The organism is Clostridium sp. AM34-11AC, from assembly GCF_003435375.1.
In the GTDB taxonomy this organism is placed as follows: Bacteria; Bacillota; Clostridia; order Lachnospirales; family Lachnospiraceae; genus Pilosibacter; species Pilosibacter fragilis.
The window spans coordinates 41,804-59,363 of the sequence record NZ_QWGL01000014.1; the positions used below are offsets into that span (position 1 = coordinate 41,804).

General features: G+C 48.1%; 19 protein-coding genes. 18 read left to right on the top strand and 1 reads right to left on the bottom strand.

Annotated elements, in window-relative coordinates; all coding sequences use genetic code 11:
* The first annotated feature begins 26 nt into the window (after positions 1-26).
* The 7 genes from srtB (at position 27) to DW826_RS10040 (ending at position 8,850) form a co-directional block, all read left to right on the top strand.
* Complete coding sequence (srtB, locus tag DW826_RS10010; RefSeq protein ID WP_117552648.1) at positions 27-4,937, top strand: class B sortase; 4,911 nt, start codon at positions 27-29, stop codon at positions 4,935-4,937.
* A gap of 62 nt (positions 4,938-4,999) precedes the next feature.
* A complete protein-coding gene (locus tag DW826_RS10015; protein WP_015542949.1) occupies positions 5,000-5,482 on the top strand; it encodes a hypothetical protein in 483 nt (160 codons plus the stop codon).
* Positions 5,483-5,663: 181 nt separating this feature from the next.
* Positions 5,664-6,281: a DUF6088 family protein gene (locus DW826_RS10020; protein WP_055158509.1), complete on the top strand. Its 618-nt coding sequence runs from the start codon at positions 5,664-5,666 to the stop codon at positions 6,279-6,281.
* Positions 6,278-7,276 (top strand): nucleotidyl transferase AbiEii/AbiGii toxin family protein, encoded by a 999-nt coding sequence (locus tag DW826_RS10025; protein WP_064785857.1) that lies wholly within the window; start codon positions 6,278-6,280, stop codon positions 7,274-7,276. The genes DW826_RS10020 and DW826_RS10025 overlap by 4 nt, the downstream gene beginning before the upstream one ends.
* A 59-nt stretch (positions 7,277-7,335) precedes the next feature.
* A complete protein-coding gene (locus DW826_RS10030) occupies positions 7,336-7,677 on the top strand; it encodes a hypothetical protein (protein WP_223385985.1) in 342 nt (113 codons plus the stop codon).
* Complete coding sequence (locus DW826_RS10035) at positions 7,673-8,440, top strand: FAD-dependent thymidylate synthase (RefSeq protein WP_199596375.1); 768 nt, start codon at positions 7,673-7,675, stop codon at positions 8,438-8,440. The genes DW826_RS10030 and DW826_RS10035 overlap by 5 nt, the downstream gene beginning before the upstream one ends.
* A complete protein-coding gene (locus DW826_RS10040) occupies positions 8,437-8,850 on the top strand; it encodes a deoxyuridine 5'-triphosphate nucleotidohydrolase (RefSeq protein ID WP_005361111.1) in 414 nt (137 codons plus the stop codon). The genes DW826_RS10035 and DW826_RS10040 overlap by 4 nt, the downstream gene beginning before the upstream one ends.
* Positions 8,851-8,969: 119 nt before the next feature.
* Here the strand turns inward: DW826_RS10040 and DW826_RS10045 are convergent, their stop codons facing one another.
* Positions 8,970-9,284 (bottom strand): helix-turn-helix transcriptional regulator, encoded by a 315-nt coding sequence (locus DW826_RS10045; RefSeq protein WP_005361112.1) that lies wholly within the window; start codon positions 9,282-9,284, stop codon positions 8,970-8,972.
* Positions 9,285-9,433: 149 nt separating this feature from the next.
* Between DW826_RS10045 and DW826_RS10050 the strand changes: the two genes are divergently transcribed.
* The 11 genes from DW826_RS10050 to DW826_RS10100 form a co-directional block, all read left to right on the top strand.
* Positions 9,434-9,943 (top strand): SLOG family protein, encoded by a 510-nt coding sequence (locus DW826_RS10050; RefSeq protein ID WP_055158503.1) that lies wholly within the window; start codon positions 9,434-9,436, stop codon positions 9,941-9,943.
* Between the two features lie 65 nt (positions 9,944-10,008).
* On the top strand, positions 10,009-10,134 hold the full coding sequence (locus DW826_RS10055; protein WP_081017347.1) for a DUF3789 domain-containing protein: 126 nt from the start codon (positions 10,009-10,011) through the stop codon (positions 10,132-10,134).
* Positions 10,135-10,137: 3 nt separating this feature from the next.
* Positions 10,138-12,246, top strand: coding sequence for a DNA topoisomerase 3 (locus tag DW826_RS10060; protein WP_055156921.1), 2,109 nt, complete (start codon positions 10,138-10,140; stop codon positions 12,244-12,246).
* On the top strand, positions 12,243-12,626 hold the full coding sequence (locus tag DW826_RS10065; protein WP_025580944.1) for a hypothetical protein: 384 nt from the start codon (positions 12,243-12,245) through the stop codon (positions 12,624-12,626). Before DW826_RS10060 ends, DW826_RS10065 begins: the two co-directional genes overlap by 4 nt.
* Positions 12,627-12,631: 5 nt before the next feature.
* Positions 12,632-13,000, top strand: a complete 369-nt coding sequence (locus DW826_RS10070; protein WP_055156923.1) for a cysteine-rich VLP protein — start codon at positions 12,632-12,634, stop codon at positions 12,998-13,000.
* 153 nt (positions 13,001-13,153) lie between these two features.
* Positions 13,154-13,786 (top strand): hypothetical protein, encoded by a 633-nt coding sequence (locus tag DW826_RS10075; RefSeq protein ID WP_117552649.1) that lies wholly within the window; start codon positions 13,154-13,156, stop codon positions 13,784-13,786.
* Between the two features lie 13 nt (positions 13,787-13,799).
* Positions 13,800-14,720, top strand: coding sequence for a DUF4316 domain-containing protein (locus DW826_RS10080; RefSeq protein ID WP_117552650.1), 921 nt, complete (start codon positions 13,800-13,802; stop codon positions 14,718-14,720).
* Entirely contained in the window at positions 14,720-15,418 is a 699-nt protein-coding gene (locus tag DW826_RS10085; protein ID WP_117552651.1) for a hypothetical protein, read from the top strand. Before DW826_RS10080 ends, DW826_RS10085 begins: the two co-directional genes overlap by 1 nt.
* The gene (gene mobC / locus DW826_RS10090; RefSeq protein ID WP_117552652.1) at positions 15,415-15,759 is read left to right on the top strand and encodes a plasmid mobilization relaxosome protein MobC; all 345 of its coding nucleotides are present in this window, start codon (positions 15,415-15,417) and stop codon (positions 15,757-15,759) included. Before DW826_RS10085 ends, mobC begins: the two co-directional genes overlap by 4 nt.
* A gap of 85 nt (positions 15,760-15,844) precedes the next feature.
* Positions 15,845-16,135 carry a CD1845 family protein gene (locus DW826_RS10095; RefSeq protein ID WP_117552653.1) on the top strand — a complete coding sequence of 97 codons (291 nt, stop codon included), beginning with the start codon at positions 15,845-15,847 and terminating at the stop codon, positions 16,133-16,135.
* Positions 16,136-16,223: 88 nt separating this feature from the next.
* A partial coding sequence (locus DW826_RS10100; protein WP_242994081.1) for a relaxase/mobilization nuclease domain-containing protein occupies positions 16,224-17,560 on the top strand: 1,337 nt, incomplete at its 3' end.

A 17,560-nucleotide genomic window follows, 5' to 3' on the forward strand; every position in this document is an offset into this window, starting at 1 on the left:
GATTTTATGAAAGTGAGGATTTTTTCATGGAACATATCATAACCAGACGCCGCGGCTTTCGCAAGCTGTTGGCGTTTTTGCTTTGTATGGCAAGCATTTTGGGGCTTCTTCCGGCTCAGGCTTTTGCCATGTCTGTCGGACAGACGGCAAGCTCCTGGCTGGGCGACCAGTATGTGGGCTCTGATGGGAACCACTACCGTGCCCCGGCGCCTTACACCTATCTTGCCTACCATGCAGACGGAACCATCGATGTACACACCAGTTCCGGGGGCAATGCTTACCGGCACTATATGCTGACGGATTCTGACGGGATCAGCCACCAGGTTTACTGTGTGGAGAGCGGGATTCCTTACCATACTTCGGAAAATACCTATGTTTCGGAAAGCGGGACCAACAGCCAATACCTGAACCTGCTTCCTGCCGAGGCAAGGAGGGGGATCACCCTGACTGCGATCTATGGCTGGAAACCCGGTGCGGCGCTCCCTGTTTCCGGAATCAACGAGGATGACTATAAGATGGCAACCCAGATCATCCTTTGGGAATACCAGCAGCAACTTAGAAGCGATCCGTACAACCGCCACGGAAACGGCCACGCAGACGCCGACCAGTATTTCAGCGTGATCGCCGGACGACCGGCAGAAAAAGCCTATGACTGGATTCTTGCACAGGTCGCTTCCCATTCCACAGTACCTTCCTTTACTTCTTCTAAGAAAAGCGAAGCACCGGAACTGGAACTGAAATGGGATGTAGAAAAAAAGGTCTATACCCTGACGGTCACAGATACCAATAACTTGAAGATCGATCTGGAGGCTTTGAAAGGCAGCGGCGTTTCTGTGACAAGAAACGGAAATGAATACACCTTTACCAGCAGGCAGATGATGATGGACCCGGTGCTGTTTGAATTCCGAAAGAATATCCCGGTGGCAAACGACATGCTGATCTGGGGCAGACCCGGCTACCAGACCATGATGACCGGCGCCAGCGATCCGGTTTCCTTCTTTGTAAAATTCAAAACGGAAACTTACGGTACCGCAAAACTTGTCAAGACCAGTGAGGACGGCATTGTTTCCGGTATCACCTTCCATATCTCCGGTACGGACATTTTGGGAAATGAAGTCAATGAGGAAGTTACGACCGGAGAAAACGGCCAGATTGAAAAGAAGCTCCTGCCGGGAACCTATCTGGTAAAAGAACTTCCGGTGGACCGCTATGTGACCCCTTCCGCACAGTACGTGACCATTGAAAGCGGGCAGACTTCTTCGGTACATTTCAGCAATATTCTGAAGAAATTTCGCGTCCATGTGGTAAAGAGTGATGCTGACACCGGAAATGCTCAGGGGGATGCCACGCTTGCAGGGGCGGCCTATGGGATCTTCCGTGATGGCGAACTGATCGACACTTATACTACCGGACCGGATGGCAGCTTTATGACCCGCTATTATGTATGCGGGGATGGCTGGACGATCCGGGAAATCGAACCGAGCACCGGGTATCTTCTGAATGAAACCATTTATGAAGTGGGTGCATCCCCTTCCCTGTATGAAGTGGAACTCAATACCACAGAAAATCAGGTGACGGAAACGGTTATTTACGGAAATATCCAGCTTGTCAAGCACACCGATGACCTGGACCCGGATGTGCCTGAGGGCGAAAATACCGACGATCCCAATGCTGGTATCATCGAACGCCCGGAAGCAGGCGCAGTCTTTGAAGTTTACTTAAAGGCAGCCGGGAGCTATGACGCGGCAAAGGAAAGTGAACGTGACCTTCTTACCACGGATGCGGATGGTTTTGCTTCCAGTAAACCGCTTCCTTATGGACATTATACGGTCCATCAGATCGCAGGCGAGGAAGGCAAAGCCTTTGTCCCGGACTTTACGGTATTCATTTCCTCTGACGGAAAGACTTACAGCTATATCCTGAACAACCGCACCATCACAGCCCGTCTGAAAGTTGAAAAATGTGACGCAGAGACCGGAAAGATTATCCCTGTGACCGGAACCGGTTTTCAGATCAAGGATCTTTCCACCGGGGAATTTATCACCCAGACCGTCTACTATCCGAACCCGGAAACACTGGATACCTTCTATGTTTCTGACGAGGGCTGGCTGATGCTGCCGGAGCCTTTGGCCGCCGGGGATTATGAACTTTATGAGGTGGCTGCCCCTTATGGCTATGTGCTTTCCGATCAGCCGGTACCGTTTACCATTGACGGCAGCGAGGCGGTTGTGACGGTCACTCAGTACAATATGCCGCAGAAAGGCCAGCTTACCATCACAAAGACCGGAGAAGTATTTGCTTCTGTCCAGGAAAACGACGGACTGTACCAACCGGTATATGAGGTTGCCGGACTTCCTGGAGCGGTCTATGATGTGATCGCAGATGAAGATATTTATACCGGTGACGGTACCTTGCGGGCAGAAAAAGATACGGTTGTGGAAACACTTACGACCGGCGAGGACGGCACAGCGAAAAGCGGGTCTCTCTATCTTGGCCGTTATCGTCTGGAGGAACGTCAGGCGCCTTCCGGCTGTGTGTTGAATCCTCAACCGGAATATGTGGAACTGACCTATGCGGGTGAGACCGTAGAGGTTACACAGACAGCGGCCGGTCTTTATGACGAACGCCAGAAAGTGGATGTCACACTTTTCAAGGCAATGGAGACCGATGACCTGTTCGGTCTTGGCATGAACGAGGAATATAAGGATATTTCCTTTGGACTTTATGCTTCCGCAGACCTGACGGCGGCAGATGGCAGCGTAATCCCGGCAGGTGGACTTCTGGAAGTGGTCTCTGTTTCGTCTGAGGAATCCGGCGGTTACAGCGCTTCCTTCGCTTCCGACCTGCCTTTTGGCAGCTATTATGTCAAGGAACGCACAACCAACGGCGCCTATATCCTTTCGAATCAGGAATATCCGGTTGTCTTTGAGTATGCTGGTCAGGAAACCGCCCTGGTACAGATCCTTGTCAATGAAGGCGAGGCTGTTTCCAATGAACTTCTCCGTGGGCGTGTAGACGGTGTAAAAGTCGGGGAAAACCCGGAAGGCGGCGAGGATGTCACGCTTGCCGGTGCGCTCATGGGTCTGTTTAGACCTGATACCGAAGAATTTACTGAAGAAAATGCGCTGCTTACTGCTATTACCGGAAAAGACGGCAGTTTTTCCTTTGAGAACATTCCTTACGGACCCTGGATCGTCAAGGAGATCTCTGCCCCTGACCTTTATACGGTAAGCCCGCAGCAGCACCATGTATATATCGGTGCAGACGGACAGCATATCGAGATCCGTGTGGAAAACACCCTGATCCGCGGCAGTGTGCAGGTAACTAAAACCGAAGCTGTGGAGGAACCGTCCCCTGTGGAAAAGGAGGATAAGAAAGACAAGAATTCTTTCCTGCGCTTCCTGCCCGGTGCAGTGTTCGACCTGTATGCGGATTCCAACGCCAACCAGGAATATGATCCTGACGATCAAAAGATCGGTACGCTGAAAGAAACCGATGCAGGCTATCATACGGCGGAAAACCTTCTGGCTGGCGGCTACTTTATCAAAGAAAGCAAAGCGCCGGAGGGCTATCAGCCTGACTCAAACGCTTACTATTTTTCCATCACAGAAGATGGACAGGTCGCAGTTGTGGAAAATGGAGAAGCCGGGCACGGATTTACCAATGAGGCTTACCGCGGCAACTTAAAGATCACAAAGGATTCCAGCGACGGGCGCAAAGATGGTTTTGCCATCGAGGTTAAGAGTGCGGACGGCTCCTACTGCGAGACATTCACCACTCCAAAATCCGGCGTGATTGAAGTTAAGGGCCTTCGTGTCGGTATTTATACCGTAACAGAAGTTGCAAACCGGGCAAGCAAGGATTACATCATTCCTGATGCCGCTACGGTGGAGATCAAGGCAGATCAGACATCTACGGTCCAGTTCTTTAATGAAAAACCGGAAAAGCCGGATAACCCAAAGAACCCGGAAAAGCCTTCTGTTCCCTCCAATCCTTCCACCCCTCAAAAGCCGGTACCGCAGACCGGGGATGATCCGTATATTTTCCTGTATGGCGGACTGCTGGCAGCCGCACTGATCGGCGGCAGCGTATTTGCTGTGTATTATTTCAAAAAGGGAAAATACAGCAGGACTTCCCTGAAAAGAACGGCTGTCGGGGTTTCTGTCCTTTCACTCTGCGTTCTGGTGGCTCTTGGCAGCGGTTTTTTGGTGTTCCGTGACTTGAACCAGTATGCTGAGAGTAAAGATGCCTATCGAGATCTTGCCGGATATGTGGAAGTGCCGGAGCAGACAGCTTCCCCGGAGTCGGCACCCGATCCGACAGAACCAAAACGGGACGATACCGATATTGTCCTGCCTTCGGTAGACTTTGAAACGCTCCGTGAAAATGGACCGGACATCATCGGATGGCTTTCTCTTCCTGATACGGTGCTCAATTATCCGGTGACGCAGACCGACAACAACGAGTATTACCTGAACCATCTTTATGACGGGACCTATAACAAGGTTGGCTGCCTGTTTGCCGACTATGAAAACCGGGCAGATTTTTCAGACCGCAATACGATCATTTACGGTCATAATATGCGGGATGGTTCCATGTTTGCCTTGCTGAACCGGTACGATGAACAAAGTTACTTTGATACTCACAGGCAGATGTATCTCGTTACTCCGAAGGGGGGTTATGTCATGGAGATCTTTACGGCATTTGCAGCAAAACCGGAAGAATCCGGCAGTAAAACTTCTCCCTGGCAGCTTTCCTGGAAGGATGACGGTGCTTATACTACCTGGCTTACAGCTATGAAGGAACGTTCTGCGGTGGAAAGTGATGTGACTGTGACCTGCAGCGATAAGGTACTGACCCTTTCTACCTGTACGCCGGGCGGCACAGGACGCTTTCTTGTCATGGGAAAACTCGTGAAAGTAGATAACGAAATATAGATTTTAGACGGTGCGGGGGCAAAAGCTCCCGCACCTGCTGTTTACAAGGAGGATTTTATTTTATGGTAAATACCATGATTTCCATTCCCGGCTATGTCCATCTTTACCGCTCGCTTTTGCGGTTTTACGACATGCCGGAAAATGAAGTCCGGGAAATGCTCTATCTTCTGAATACGGCAAACCTGGACTGCTATGAGTATTATCACCCGGACCGCAGTGTGATCCAGAGCGGACCGGTCGCTTTTTGCGGATGGCTGGAAACGAAAGACTGCCGCCCTTACCGCACAGAGGTACAGCTTTACAAATCGCTGCTGTTTTTGAAGCGCAGCATTGACCGTGACCTGATCGTATCAGCTCAAAGGGAGGCTCTGCAAACCCTGCGCTGTATTATCTCCAATCTGGAATACCGCTTTTATAAAGCCTATGGCATGGAGATCGAGGACAAACGCACGGTCTATGGGGAATGTACCTACCGTCTGGTTCCCAGGGAGGATGAACCCAGCGTGTGCCTGATGCACGACTGGATCTACCTGCCAACTGCCTGATGTCACGAATAATATATAAAATATGTGACATATATGAAAACTGTACTGCCTTGCAAAATTTTTGATTTTTGATGTATAAATCAGATTTTTAATGGGAACACTCAAAATAAGAGGAATAGGACCTATTGCAATCATGTCACGAATAATATATAATATTCGTGACATGAAGGGAGGCGGTATTGTGGACAACGGATATACAAAACGAATACGAGAGCGTGTTCTTTCTCTTGAAGATGGAACTGTTTTTGTGATGTCTGATTTTGCGGATATTGCAGATACATCCACTATTCGTCAAAGTTTAAGCCGTTTAGTGCAATCAGGAACATTGCGCCGTATTTTGAAAGGAGTTTATGAAAAACCAAAATATAGCAAACTTCTGGATGAATATGTGGCGGCAGACCCGGAAGCGGTGGCGAACGCATTGGCACGAAGTTATCACTGGACGATTGCCCCATGTGGGAATACAGCATTGAACCTGTTAGGTCTTTCAACACAGGTAACAGCAGTATGGTCCTATATCAGCGATGGTCCATATAAGACCTACGAGTGGAACTCTACAAAGCTGGAATTTAAGCACCGGACCAATAAGGAGATTACCGGATTGTCCTATATGACAAGTTTGGTTATACAGGCATTAAAAACGCTTGGCAGATCGAATGTTACGCCAGAAGTCATACAGATGCTTTCCGAAAAACTGACAGACAAGGATAAACAGGCTTGTTTGAAGGAAGCAACCGAGTCTACGGATTGGGTTTACGATACGATACGGCAGATTTGTGGAGGTGAAAAGGTACAATGAGAAATATAGCAAGACTTTCAGATAACGACCGCAGGGAGCTGTTCAGAAATACAGCAGATAAAATGGGGCTGAATGATGCCATCGTGGAAAAAGACTTTTGGGTATGTTTTACGCTGGATTATTTATTTCACCGCTCACCATGGAAAGAGTCCATCACCTTTAAGGGTGGTACCAGCCTTTCAAAAGCCTTTCACCTGATCAGCCGGTTTTCAGAAGATATTGATTTGATTCTGGACTGGCGTGTATTGGGATATGGCAAAGATGAACCATGGGAGAAACGTTCCAATACAAAACAGGATGCTTTTAACAAAGAAGCCAATGTGCGTGCAGAGGTATTTCTGTCCGAAACATTCTGCCCGGCAGTCAAAGCCGGCTTATCCCAGGAAATCGGTTGTGAAGCAAATGTCTACATAGATGAAAAGGATAAACAGACGGTCATTTTCGCCTATCCGCACCTTTTTACGAATACGGCGACTTTACAGGTGATCCGTTTAGAGATTGGTGCGCTGGCAGCGTGGACTCCTGCAAAAACAGCGCTGATCGAACCATACGCGGCAAAATATTATCCGAAGATTTTTGAGCAAAAAGAAACCGCAATCCTTACCGTTGCCCCGGAACGGACCTTCTGGGAAAAAGCCACAATCCTGCACCATGAAGCGAACAGACCGGAACATTTGGAAATGCCGCAGCGGTATTCCAGACATTATTATGATCTCTACCGCATGGCTGCAACACCGGTTAAAGAAGCTGCTTTTTCCAGGCTTGACCTCCTGAAGAAAGTTGTAGATTTCAAAATGAAATTCTATCCCAGATCATGGGCGAAGTACCCGGAGGCTGTGCCGGGCACATTAAAATTACTCCCGCCGGAATATCGGTTTGCAGCATTGGAAGCGGACTATAACTCTATGCAGGATATGTTGTATGGGGATGTTCCGACATTTGAGACAGTCATAGCAGCGGTCCAGGAACTGGAAAAAGAGATCAATACACTATAAACAATTACATATCCATTTATTTGCCGGCTATTCTAAGATGCTTTAGAATAGCCGGTTTCTTGTTTTCAAAGGAGGGATGCTATATTACGCAAAATGAAGTCAATGCCGTTTTTGACGAACAGGTGCGGCTCTGTGCTGATACCTTGAAACGGAAAACCAAAGAATACACCGGGGATGACCCGGACCGGCTGGGTGCATTTAAGGCAGCGGCAGCTTTACAGCACACAACGCCCCAGCGTGCCCTTGCCGGTATGCTGGCAAAGCATATTGTTTCTCTATACGATATGTGCTTTGCCGAAGAAGTGGTTTATCCGATGGACACATGGGACGAAAAGATCACAGACAGTCTTAACTATCTGTTCTTACTGAAAGCGATTGTAAAGGAGGGACATACCAATTAAACAGATTGAAGTAAAAATTTTGAACTGCCAGGCGGTAGCGGAAGCAGAAAAAAACATGGTCTTTGCGGCAAGGCTTACCCAGCAGGGACATAAGATTGCCTCAATGGACGACCTGATGGAGCTCTACGAAAAATCATTCAGCGTTCAGACAGTAGCAGCTATGGGGGCGCTTCCCCATCCTACCATCCAGAAATTTGCGGTGATCACGGTAGCCATTGTCGGCGCCAGCAGGCGTTTTCTGGCGCAGATCACCCGCCACCAGAACGAAGTAAAATTTATGAGTGCATCGCTGCAGTACAGCAACTATACGGGACAGGCGGATTTCGCTGTCCCGTATTCTATTATGACGGCTCCGGCAGTGGTACGGGAACTGTACTTAAAAAGCTGTAATGAAAGCATGAAATGTTATGAAGCCCTGTGCACTGCCGGAAGCGGGCACGATGCGGCCGGCTATGCCACGCCCCAGGGATTGCGGAATGTACTGCTCATCAGCGCCACCCCTTATCAGTGGAAACATATCATCAGCCAGCGGGTATGCCGGAGAAATACAGATGAAACAAGGATCGTGCTGCTAAAGGTCTGGAAAGAACTTTATGAACTAAGCCCTACTTTGTTTGCCCCATCACTGACCGGGCCTTTTTGTCAGATGGATCGATGTCTGGAAGGGAAAATGACCTGCGGACGAAAACTGCAGGCAAATATGACGCCAGAGGATATTTTGGAAAAAGATTATCCTGCTCTTTGGGAAGGAGACTGCCGATGAAAATAAAACTGATCGACTTTGGCGTACCGGAGCACCAGCGTCCTTACCGTCCGCATGGCAATGATGCCGGAGCGGATGTTTATCTGCCCTATGACTGTACCTTACAGCCCGGAGAAATCGCCAAAATTCCTTTGGGTTTTGGACTGGAAATACCGGATGGATATGCGGGATATATCTTTCCCCGTACCAGCATGGCGGTAAAAGGTCTGGTCTGTGAACTGCCGCCTGTGGATTCCGGCTACCGTGGAGAGATCCATGCGATCATCAGCAATGTAAGCAATCAGGCGCAGTCTCTTTTTAAGGGAGCCCGTATCGGGCAGCTTGTGATCACGCCGATCGTCATTGCGGATTTTGTAACCGATCTGGGAACAGAACGAGGAACCGGCAGCTTTGGCAGTACCGGCGAATAGAAAAAGGCTGTTTGGAGAACAGTTTTTGAATACTTATCGGTATAGGGAGCGGACATTTCGAGAACATTATAAAATATAATAAAGAAAGTCACGAAAAAAGCGGCCATTACCGTGACCGCTTACTTTCTGCTATTGAGTTCTTTCATAATACCGAGGATATATTGCATGGATTGAGGATCAAGCTGTCTTGCCTCTGCAATGAATTCCTTTAAGGTTTCCGGGTAGGTATTTCCTTCATCAAAGAATTCCTGCGGTGTCACACCCAGATATTCGCAGATGTAGAAAAAAGACTGCATAGCGGGAAGTGACTTTTTATTCTCAATATTATTGATGTAGTTGTTTGCCTGACCTAACGATAAAGACATATCGCGTGCGGAAACTCCTTTTTGTGTCCGCAGCTTCGCTAATCGTTCCGGGACAAAATCTTCATACATCGCCTTCACCTCCCATTCTGTAATAGATTGTACCTCACGCCCCTTTATTATCCGCAAAAGGAAAAAGGGTATTATCGTTGACTTGCTAAATTAAATCTATTACTATATGAAAAGTGAAGAATTTTACCTATCAGATGGAGGGATGACCGATGAAAGGAAAGACTTGCTGTGTTACCGGACACAGGGATTTGCCGCAGAATGAGATCAACAAAATAAAAGCCGCTTTGGAACATGAGATCGATGCTGCCGTTACAGATGGATTTACCTGTTTTATGAGTGGCTTTGCAGATGGCGTGGATCAGTATTTTGCAGAGCTGGTGTTGGAAAGAAAGCAGACTAATCCGGCGCTGGAGCTGATCGCAGTGATCCCTTACCGCAAACGTCTGGACAGCCTGAATAAGAAAACAAGAACCCGTGAACTGCTGGAGGCTTGTGCGGATGTTGTTGTCATACAGGAAAAATATCTCCCAAGCGTCTACTCCCACAGAAACCGCTATATGGTGGAGCACTCCGACCGAGTGATCGCTGTATATGACGGACGGGAAACCGGCGGTACGGCAAAGACGATCCGCTTCACCCATCGGATGAAAAAGGAACTGCGGGAAATCCCGGTTGGAGAGATCGTCCTGCCGGATCACTTGAAACCAAAAACAAAATAGATACCTGTTGATGCGCTCACTTTGAAGTGGGCGTTTTTCTTTACCCATTTTTAGGAGGAATGCTTATGTGGAACCTGATTTCACATTTCCTTACCTTTGCCGGAGGAATGGCTTCCGGCGTTATGTTGATGTGTCTTATGCAAACCGGAAAACTTGCGGATAAAGAATTTGAAACTATGAAGGAGGAATAAAAATTGAAACTTGTGATTGCAGAAAAGCCCTCTGTTGCTATGTCACTGGCAGCAGTATTAGGCGCAACGGAAAGAAAAGACGGTTATCTCGAAGGTTCCGGCTATCTGGTGAGCTGGTGCGTGGGACATCTTTTGGAACTGGCACAGCCGGAGGCTTACAAAGAACAGTACGCCAAATGGCGGTATGAGGATCTTCCGATCCTACCGGAAAACTGGAAATATGAAGTGCCAAAGGATAAGAAAACGCAGCTTGCCCTTTTGTGCCGATTGATGAAGGACAAACGGGTGGATTCCGTGGTATGCGCTACGGATGCCGGACGAGAAGGAGAACTGATCTTCCGTCTGGTCTATGAATATGCCGGATGTAAAAAGCCTATGGAGCGCCTTTGGATTTCCAGTATGGAGGATGCGGCGATCCGTGAGGGCTTTGACCATCTCCACCCCGGCAGTGATTACGATAAGCTCTATGATGCGGCGGTCTGCCGGGCAGGAGCCGACTGGCTGATCGGGATCAATGCCACCCGGCTTTTTTCTGTCCTGTATGGTGTCACCCTAAATGTCGGCCGTGTTATGTCACCGACACTGGCACTTTTGGTACAGCGTGAGTCGGATATTGAATCCTTCATCAGTAAGCCTTTTTATGTGCCGGAAATCACCTGCGGAGGTTTTACTGCTTCCGGCGAAAAAATGACGGAACGATCCGAGGCTGAAAAAATCCGTATGGACTGTGACCACAACTCCGCTTTTGTGCGTTCTGTGGAAAAGCAGGTAAAAACTATACAGCCTCCCCGCCTTTATGACCTTACAACTCTGCAAAGGGAATGTAACCGTATTTATGGCTATACGGCTCAACAGACCCTTGATTATGTGCAATCTCTCTATGAAAAGAAGCTGGCAACCTATCCGAGAACGGACAGCCAGTATTTGACGAAGGACATGCAGGCAACCGCCGCTTCCCTGATCCTGTGGCTGCGTGACAATATGACCTTTGGAAAAGGCTACGCCGGAGAGCCGGACATTGACCGGGTAACAGATGACAGCAAAGTGACTGACCACCATGCCATTATCCCAACTGTGGAAATCGCACGGACAGACCTGTCAGAGCTTCCTTCCGGGGAGCGGGATGTGCTTACCCTGCTTGCCGTCAGACTGCTTTGTGCCACAACGCAGGTACACCGATTTGAAGCGGTCACCGCTATATTGGACTGCCAGGGATATACTTTTACGGCAAAAGGAAAGACTATTTTACAGTCCGGCTGGAAAGAGGTGGAACGGATTCACCGTATGAGTATCAGGCAGAGTGAAACGGAACACAAAGAAAATGAAGCTGTCGCTCTCCCTGTGCTGCAGGAAGGACAGACTTTTGAAGCTGTATCAGCAAGTCTCCGTGAAGGGAAAACTTCACCGCCGAAACACTATACGGAGGACACACTGCTGTCCGCTATGGAGACTGCCGGTGCGGAAGATATGCCGGAAGATGCCGAGCGTAAAGGATTGGGTACTCCGGCTACCCGTGCGGCAACACTGGAAAAGCTGGTTTCTGCCGGATTTGTACAGCGAAAGAAAAAGCAGCTCATTCCTACGGAAAAAGGAAAGAACCTGATCGCAGTCCTGCCGGACAATATCAAATCTCCCATCTTAACTGCAGAATGGGAATCCATGCTGAAACAAGTGGAACATGGCGAACTGTCGGCAACATCTTTTATGGATCAGATTGCAGATATGAGCCGGACGCTGGTAAAAGAACATACTACCCCGGAAGAACGTTTTGCGGATCTGTTTCCTTCTTCCAAAGGAACTGCACACGAAGCCGTGGGGGTATGTCCCCGCTGCGGTGCCCCGGTATTTGAAGGAAAGAAAGGTTTTTTCTGCGGCAACAGGGAATGTTCTTTTGCTCTTTGGAAAGATAACCGTTTCTTTTCCAGCAAGAAAAAATCTATCACAAAGTCTGTGGCAGCGGCTCTTTTGAAAGAGGGCCGCATTTCTATGTCCGGGCTTTACAGTGAAAAAACAGGAAGGACCTATGATGCGGAAGTGATTCTGGATGATACCGGCGGTAAATATGTGAATTTCAAGCTGGAATTTCCAGTAAAGAAAGGCAGGCGTAAATGAGCGATCGAAAAACCTTTGAATATGGCGGTTATCACTTCACGCCCATACGAAAATTTCACAAAAAAGAAGGCGACTTTTTCGCCATATCGAAACGGCTGGCAAGTGACCCCAACTTAGGGCTGTGTACCTATCAGGATCGGCAAAAAGCACCTTATGATTACAAAGACTTTTATACCGTTTCAACAGACAAAGAATGTGATATTTTCCGCTGCGAAGAAAATGGATTGTTGTATGTACCAGGAAAAAATGAACTTTTTATTTACCATGAACCAAAACAGAAAAAGCGGAACTCTATCGCCGATGCCCTTTCACAGCCCAGGAATGTTACTGATACAACCGAAATTTCCAGCGGTCGGCAAAGCAGAGCCCCGGAAAGGTAGGCGTTATGGCGGAGAGAGAATTGAACCGCTCGGAGCGGGCTACGATCCGAAAGCTGGTTACGGAGCTTTGCGCCAACTATGACTCCCAGGATAAGATCTGCCTTCCTCTGGACAGCCCTTGTTACATGCTGAATAAATGGTGGACCGGTGCTTATTGCAGGTACTTTGAAAAAGCGGTGCTGCCGGTGGATGCAGCACTGGAATCAGCCATTACCGGCGAGGACACCTCCATGAGACAGAAAATATGCCCTGTGTGTGGAAAGGCATATCTTCCTACAACCAGCCAGGCATATTGTTCCGCTGCCTGCCGGGTCTATGCAAGACGGAAATCCGAGCGGGAACGCAAACGCCGGAAGCGGCAAAACCAACCATGATATGTCCGCAACTTAGCCTTAAAAGTCCTTGATTTTCAAGGGCTTTTTGCACCTGTTTTCAAGGGAGCTGTATAAGAATACTCCGGTGCTTTGAAATGAGGTTAAGTTGCAGACAAAACATATATTTTAACAAAAACGATAGGAGGCGATTTTTTGAATATCAACACGATTACCGCGGAGGACCTTCGCCGCATGCCGGATAAGGAAGGACTGATTTTACAGGGCTGTGGCGGGGATCTGACAGAGTGGGTGGACGGGATCAATGAAATGCTGACAAAAGCAGGCATATTGAAAGATGGCTGTCAGTTTGAGAATGTGGCTGCTTTTCAGCACGGCGAACTGACCTGTCTGCTTTACCCGTTTGATGATGTGAAACTGGATATAGGAAAACTTGCCCTGTGGCGTTTACAGACCCATGAAGTCTATGGCGGCACATGGCTGTCGGACTTTGTGCCGAATTATTTAGGCGGATTTATAGAAACACCGGAAGCGTTGGCAGATAAACCGGATTGTCCGCTGATCGGAGCAGATGGGAACATTTTTAATCTGCTGGGTATTGCTTCCCGTACTTTGCGGGAGCATGGTTTGAAAGAACAGGCAAAAGAAATGTCTGATCGGGTATTTGTTTCCGGCAGTTATGGAGAAGCGCTCTGTATCATTGGCGAATATGTCAACATCACAGATTCCGAACCGGAGCATAAGAATTCTCTCCGTCAGCAGCTAAAGGCAACAAAACCGGCAGACCCAGTAAAAAAGCAACAAACTTCCAAACAGCAGGAACGATAAGGAGGGATGCGAAATGGAAAGGAAACGGACCTATGGTGTATGGGCAGTACGAAGCAGCACTTCTATTTTCGGACCGGCACAAAGCTGGTGCAAGGAAAATGGAAAACCGTTGGAGTTTGATACCAAAGCTGCTGCTGAAAACTATGCAAAGGAAGCCAACGAACATACGACAGCAAATGTCCGATACTATGTGAAAGAAAAAGAACCGGAGCCCGGTGCTGTTCGGAAAGGAACATCTCAATCGGAGCTGGATGCACGCAGCCATGAAGAAGTGATACCAAGAAATGATGCAGCGGAAAAACAAAATGAGATTCCGGGCAGACAGATTCCTTCTCAAACAGATCCGCTGGTAGAAATCCGCTCTGCGGTCCATAGTAATTACGCGGGTATGGTCGCTATGCTGGGTGCGGACAACCGTGTGTATTTGGGGCGTGAGGAACGCTGCCATTACCAGAATATGCAGCCATCTTACTATGACAATCAGGACGGTTCCCTGTGTTTTGTCTGTGATCAGCCCGACATGTACTATTTTCTCTATGGAGAAGGCTGGGCGCATACCCAGGCGGAAATGCTGGAACGAGGGCTTACCCTGCGCCAGTATGAAGAATTTGCAAGACTGCAAAATGGGGTCCTTGCACAGTTTACCACCCAAAGAGAAATTCTGTTTGCCGGACAGCCATTTCAGGCGCCGGAGAGTTATCTGCGCAATGCGGAACTTTATGAGGAAGGTCAGACCGGCAACTACAATATGCTGGATGGCAGGCTGAACAACGAACCTCCTGTGCGCCCGGATCTGACAGACGGACAGACGGATGAAGAAATCCGGGAGCTGGTGCCGGAAGCAAAGCCGTCTTTGATGGACCGTTTGAAAGCAGACAAACCGGAGCATGAAGCAAGGCAGATGATCCCTCCTGTGCCGGAAAGGGAACGCTGATGGCCGAGGTAAGATTTGAGGATGTAGATCTTCTGGGTGCTCTTTCCCGTATCGTAGATCTTCATACCCAACATTATAAAGAGGACTTTGACCTGGATAAAGAACTAATCTCAAAACTGGCTGTGTCAGAACGTTCAGAGGATAAACAGCTTCTTTGGATGTCACGCTCCTGCGGAACCTATACCCTGCGCGAACGGGAAGTTTATCTGGATGGAAGCCATGAAAATAAAGTGTGGCGGTTTTACCATGAACAGACAAATGATCCAGTTTTGGCTTATGCCATCTCTTCGAAAGAAGTCAGGGACGGAAAAATATTTGGCGATCTCTATCCGCTAAATTATAGAGAACATGTGGAACGGATGAAAAAGCTGACCTGTCCAATCGGAAATGTAGCCGTTGCATTTGAGGATGGAAATGTTATCACGATTCCCTATCAGGAACGGAGACAGCTTATGAACCGGCTTATGCCAGAGCATGGAGTCCCTAAAACAATGACTTATCTGCCGGAAAATGAGCCGGAGCTGATGATGATCCTAAAACGGGAACGCTTCAAACGCAGCTATCATGCGACAGCCGGAAATCTGGAGGAATATCTTGATAAGCTGGAAAAGACCACCCTGCGGGAAAAACTCAAAAGAGCAAAGACGGTGGTTTCAACACAGGAGGTCTCATCTCATAAAAGAGGGTTGGAACGATGAAGGGCAGGCATAACAAAAAATCCGTCCGCGTCGAATTTGTCATGTCCGAAGCGGAGGCCGAACTGGTAAAAGAACGCATGGCGGAACTTGGCATTACCAACCTGTCGGCATATCTGCGAAAGATGGCCGTAGACGGTTACATCATTCACCTTGATATGGGAGACATTCAAGAAATGATCCGACTTCTCCGCATTTGTTCCAATAACTTAAACCAATATACCAGACGGGCCAATGAGACCGGCAGTATTTATGCCGCAGATATAGAGGACATCCGCACCCGTCTGGACAGCCTTTGGGATGGCATGGATAAACTAATCCGGGGATTTGCAAACATTTCATAAACAACCGGAAAGCCGTTGCTTTCTTTTTGCCGTCACGGTAAAATTTTTATAAGGGCAGATGCCCTTCTGAAAGGAGGCAAAGCGTATGCGTTTGATAGGTAAATTACTGGCACTTCCCTTTATGCTGGTTACGGGGATTCTTTATCTGGTATGTAAATTTTTAGTGGTTTTTTCCGGTGCGGTACTTGGGATTCTTTCCGGGATCATCTTTCTGGCGGCATTGGTGCTGTTCTTTGTCGCAGGTTTTTTGCCGGGTCTTGCATGGCTTATGATCGCCTTTCTTATCAGTCCATACGGTCTGCCTCTGGCGGCTGCATGGCTGGTAGGGATCATTGGCGGGGCAAACAGTGCCTTAAAGGATTTTATATTTGGTTAAGCAGATTTGGCGGGGCGCATAGGCAGCCCCGCTCTTTTTCTGCAATTATAACTTCTCTGATTGAAATTAAGTTAAGGAGGTGACGAAAATAGCGACCACAAGACTGATGCCTCTGCATGTAGGAAAAGGTCGGAATATCTCTACTGCGATTGCAGATATTATTGATTATGTAGAAAATCCGCAGAAAACCGATTTTGGAAAATTCATTTATGGCTATGAGTGTGATACCCGGCTTGCTGATGCAGAGTTTCTTCTGTCCAAACGACAGTATGCAAATCTGACCGGCAGAAATCAGGGTGCAGATGATGTGATCGCCTACCATCTCCGTCAGGCATTTAAGCCCGGCGAAGTTACGCCAGAAGAAGCTAATCAGATCGGCAGGGAGCTGGCACTGAAGCTCACAAAAGGAAACCATGCCTTTGTTGTCTGCACCCATGTGGATAAGCACCATGTCCATAATCACATCATTATCAACTCTACTACACTGGACTGTCAGAAAAAATTTCGCAACTTCTGGGGTTCTACCTGGGCAATCCGGCGAATGAATGACAAGCTGTGTTTGGAACATGGACTTTCGATTGTAGAAAATCCGAAACCCAGCCGGGAGCATTATGGCACATGGCTGGGGAATAAAAAGCAGCCTTCCTTTCAGGAGCAGATACGCATTGCTATTGATGCTGCATTAGAGGAAAAGCCAAAAGATTTTGAGGAACTTCTACAGAAGCTGGAAACTGCTGGGCTGGAAGTCAACCGTGAAAGAAAACATCTTCGGTTCCGAGTTCCGGGACAAGAAAATTATACCCGATGCGATACGCTCAAAGGCGATTATACAGAACAAGCCATCAAAGAACGGATTGCCGGTACACGGACAGTAAAACCCCGCCATGCCTTTTCTAAAAAAACGGTTTCCAAAGTTGGATTGCTGGTTGATATTGAAGTTGCAATCCGTTCCGGCAAGGGCCCTGGTTATGAGCGCTGGGCAAAAGTGTTCAACCTAAAGCAGCTTTCTCAGGCAGTGCTCTACTTAAAAGAACATGGCGATATGGGTTATGAGGATCTTCTGGAAAAAGCCAACGCCACTACCACTAATTTCAATACCTTATCCGTTCAGATCAAAGATCTGGAGTCAAAAATGAACGCCAATGCCGAGCTGCAAAAACAGATCGTAAACTATGCGAAAACGCGGGCTGTCTATGTAGAATATCGCAAAGCCGGGTACAGCAAAAAATTCCGAACAGAACATGAAGCTGAAATTCTGCTGCACCAGGCGGCAAAGAATCATTTTGACGAGCTGGGAATCAAAAAGCTCCCCTCTGTCAAATCTCTCCGGGAGGAATACACCGATCTTCTGGAACAAAAACGGAAAGCCTATTCTGCCTATAAGCAGGCCAAAAATGATATGAAAGAACTTCATAATGTTCGGGC

What these genes read in the sequence shown, in the direction of transcription:
- DW826_RS10080 (WP_117552650.1), top strand. Translation starts at nt 13,800, where the DNA reads ATGGAAAGGAAACGGACCTATGGTGTATGGGCAGTACGAAGCAGCACT.
- mobC (WP_117552652.1), top strand. Translation starts at nt 15,415, where the DNA reads ATGAAGGGCAGGCATAACAAAAAATCCGTCCGCGTCGAATTTGTCATG.
- DW826_RS10065 (WP_025580944.1), top strand. Translation starts at nt 12,243, where the DNA reads ATGAGCGATCGAAAAACCTTTGAATATGGCGGTTATCACTTCACGCCC.
- srtB (WP_117552648.1), top strand. Translation starts at nt 27, where the DNA reads ATGGAACATATCATAACCAGACGCCGCGGCTTTCGCAAGCTGTTGGCG.
- DW826_RS10015 (WP_015542949.1), top strand. Translation starts at nt 5,000, where the DNA reads ATGGTAAATACCATGATTTCCATTCCCGGCTATGTCCATCTTTACCGC.
- DW826_RS10050 (WP_055158503.1), top strand. Translation starts at nt 9,434, where the DNA reads ATGAAAGGAAAGACTTGCTGTGTTACCGGACACAGGGATTTGCCGCAG.
- DW826_RS10040 (WP_005361111.1), top strand. Translation starts at nt 8,437, where the DNA reads ATGAAAATAAAACTGATCGACTTTGGCGTACCGGAGCACCAGCGTCCT.
- DW826_RS10070 (WP_055156923.1), top strand. Translation starts at nt 12,632, where the DNA reads ATGGCGGAGAGAGAATTGAACCGCTCGGAGCGGGCTACGATCCGAAAG.
- DW826_RS10095 (WP_117552653.1), top strand. Translation starts at nt 15,845, where the DNA reads ATGCGTTTGATAGGTAAATTACTGGCACTTCCCTTTATGCTGGTTACG.
- DW826_RS10045 (WP_005361112.1), bottom strand. Translation starts at nt 9,284, where the DNA reads ATGTATGAAGATTTTGTCCCGGAACGATTAGCGAAGCTGCGGACACAA.
- DW826_RS10025 (WP_064785857.1), top strand. Translation starts at nt 6,278, where the DNA reads ATGAGAAATATAGCAAGACTTTCAGATAACGACCGCAGGGAGCTGTTC.
- DW826_RS10085 (WP_117552651.1), top strand. Translation starts at nt 14,720, where the DNA reads ATGGCCGAGGTAAGATTTGAGGATGTAGATCTTCTGGGTGCTCTTTCC.
- DW826_RS10055 (WP_081017347.1), top strand. Translation starts at nt 10,009, where the DNA reads ATGTGGAACCTGATTTCACATTTCCTTACCTTTGCCGGAGGAATGGCT.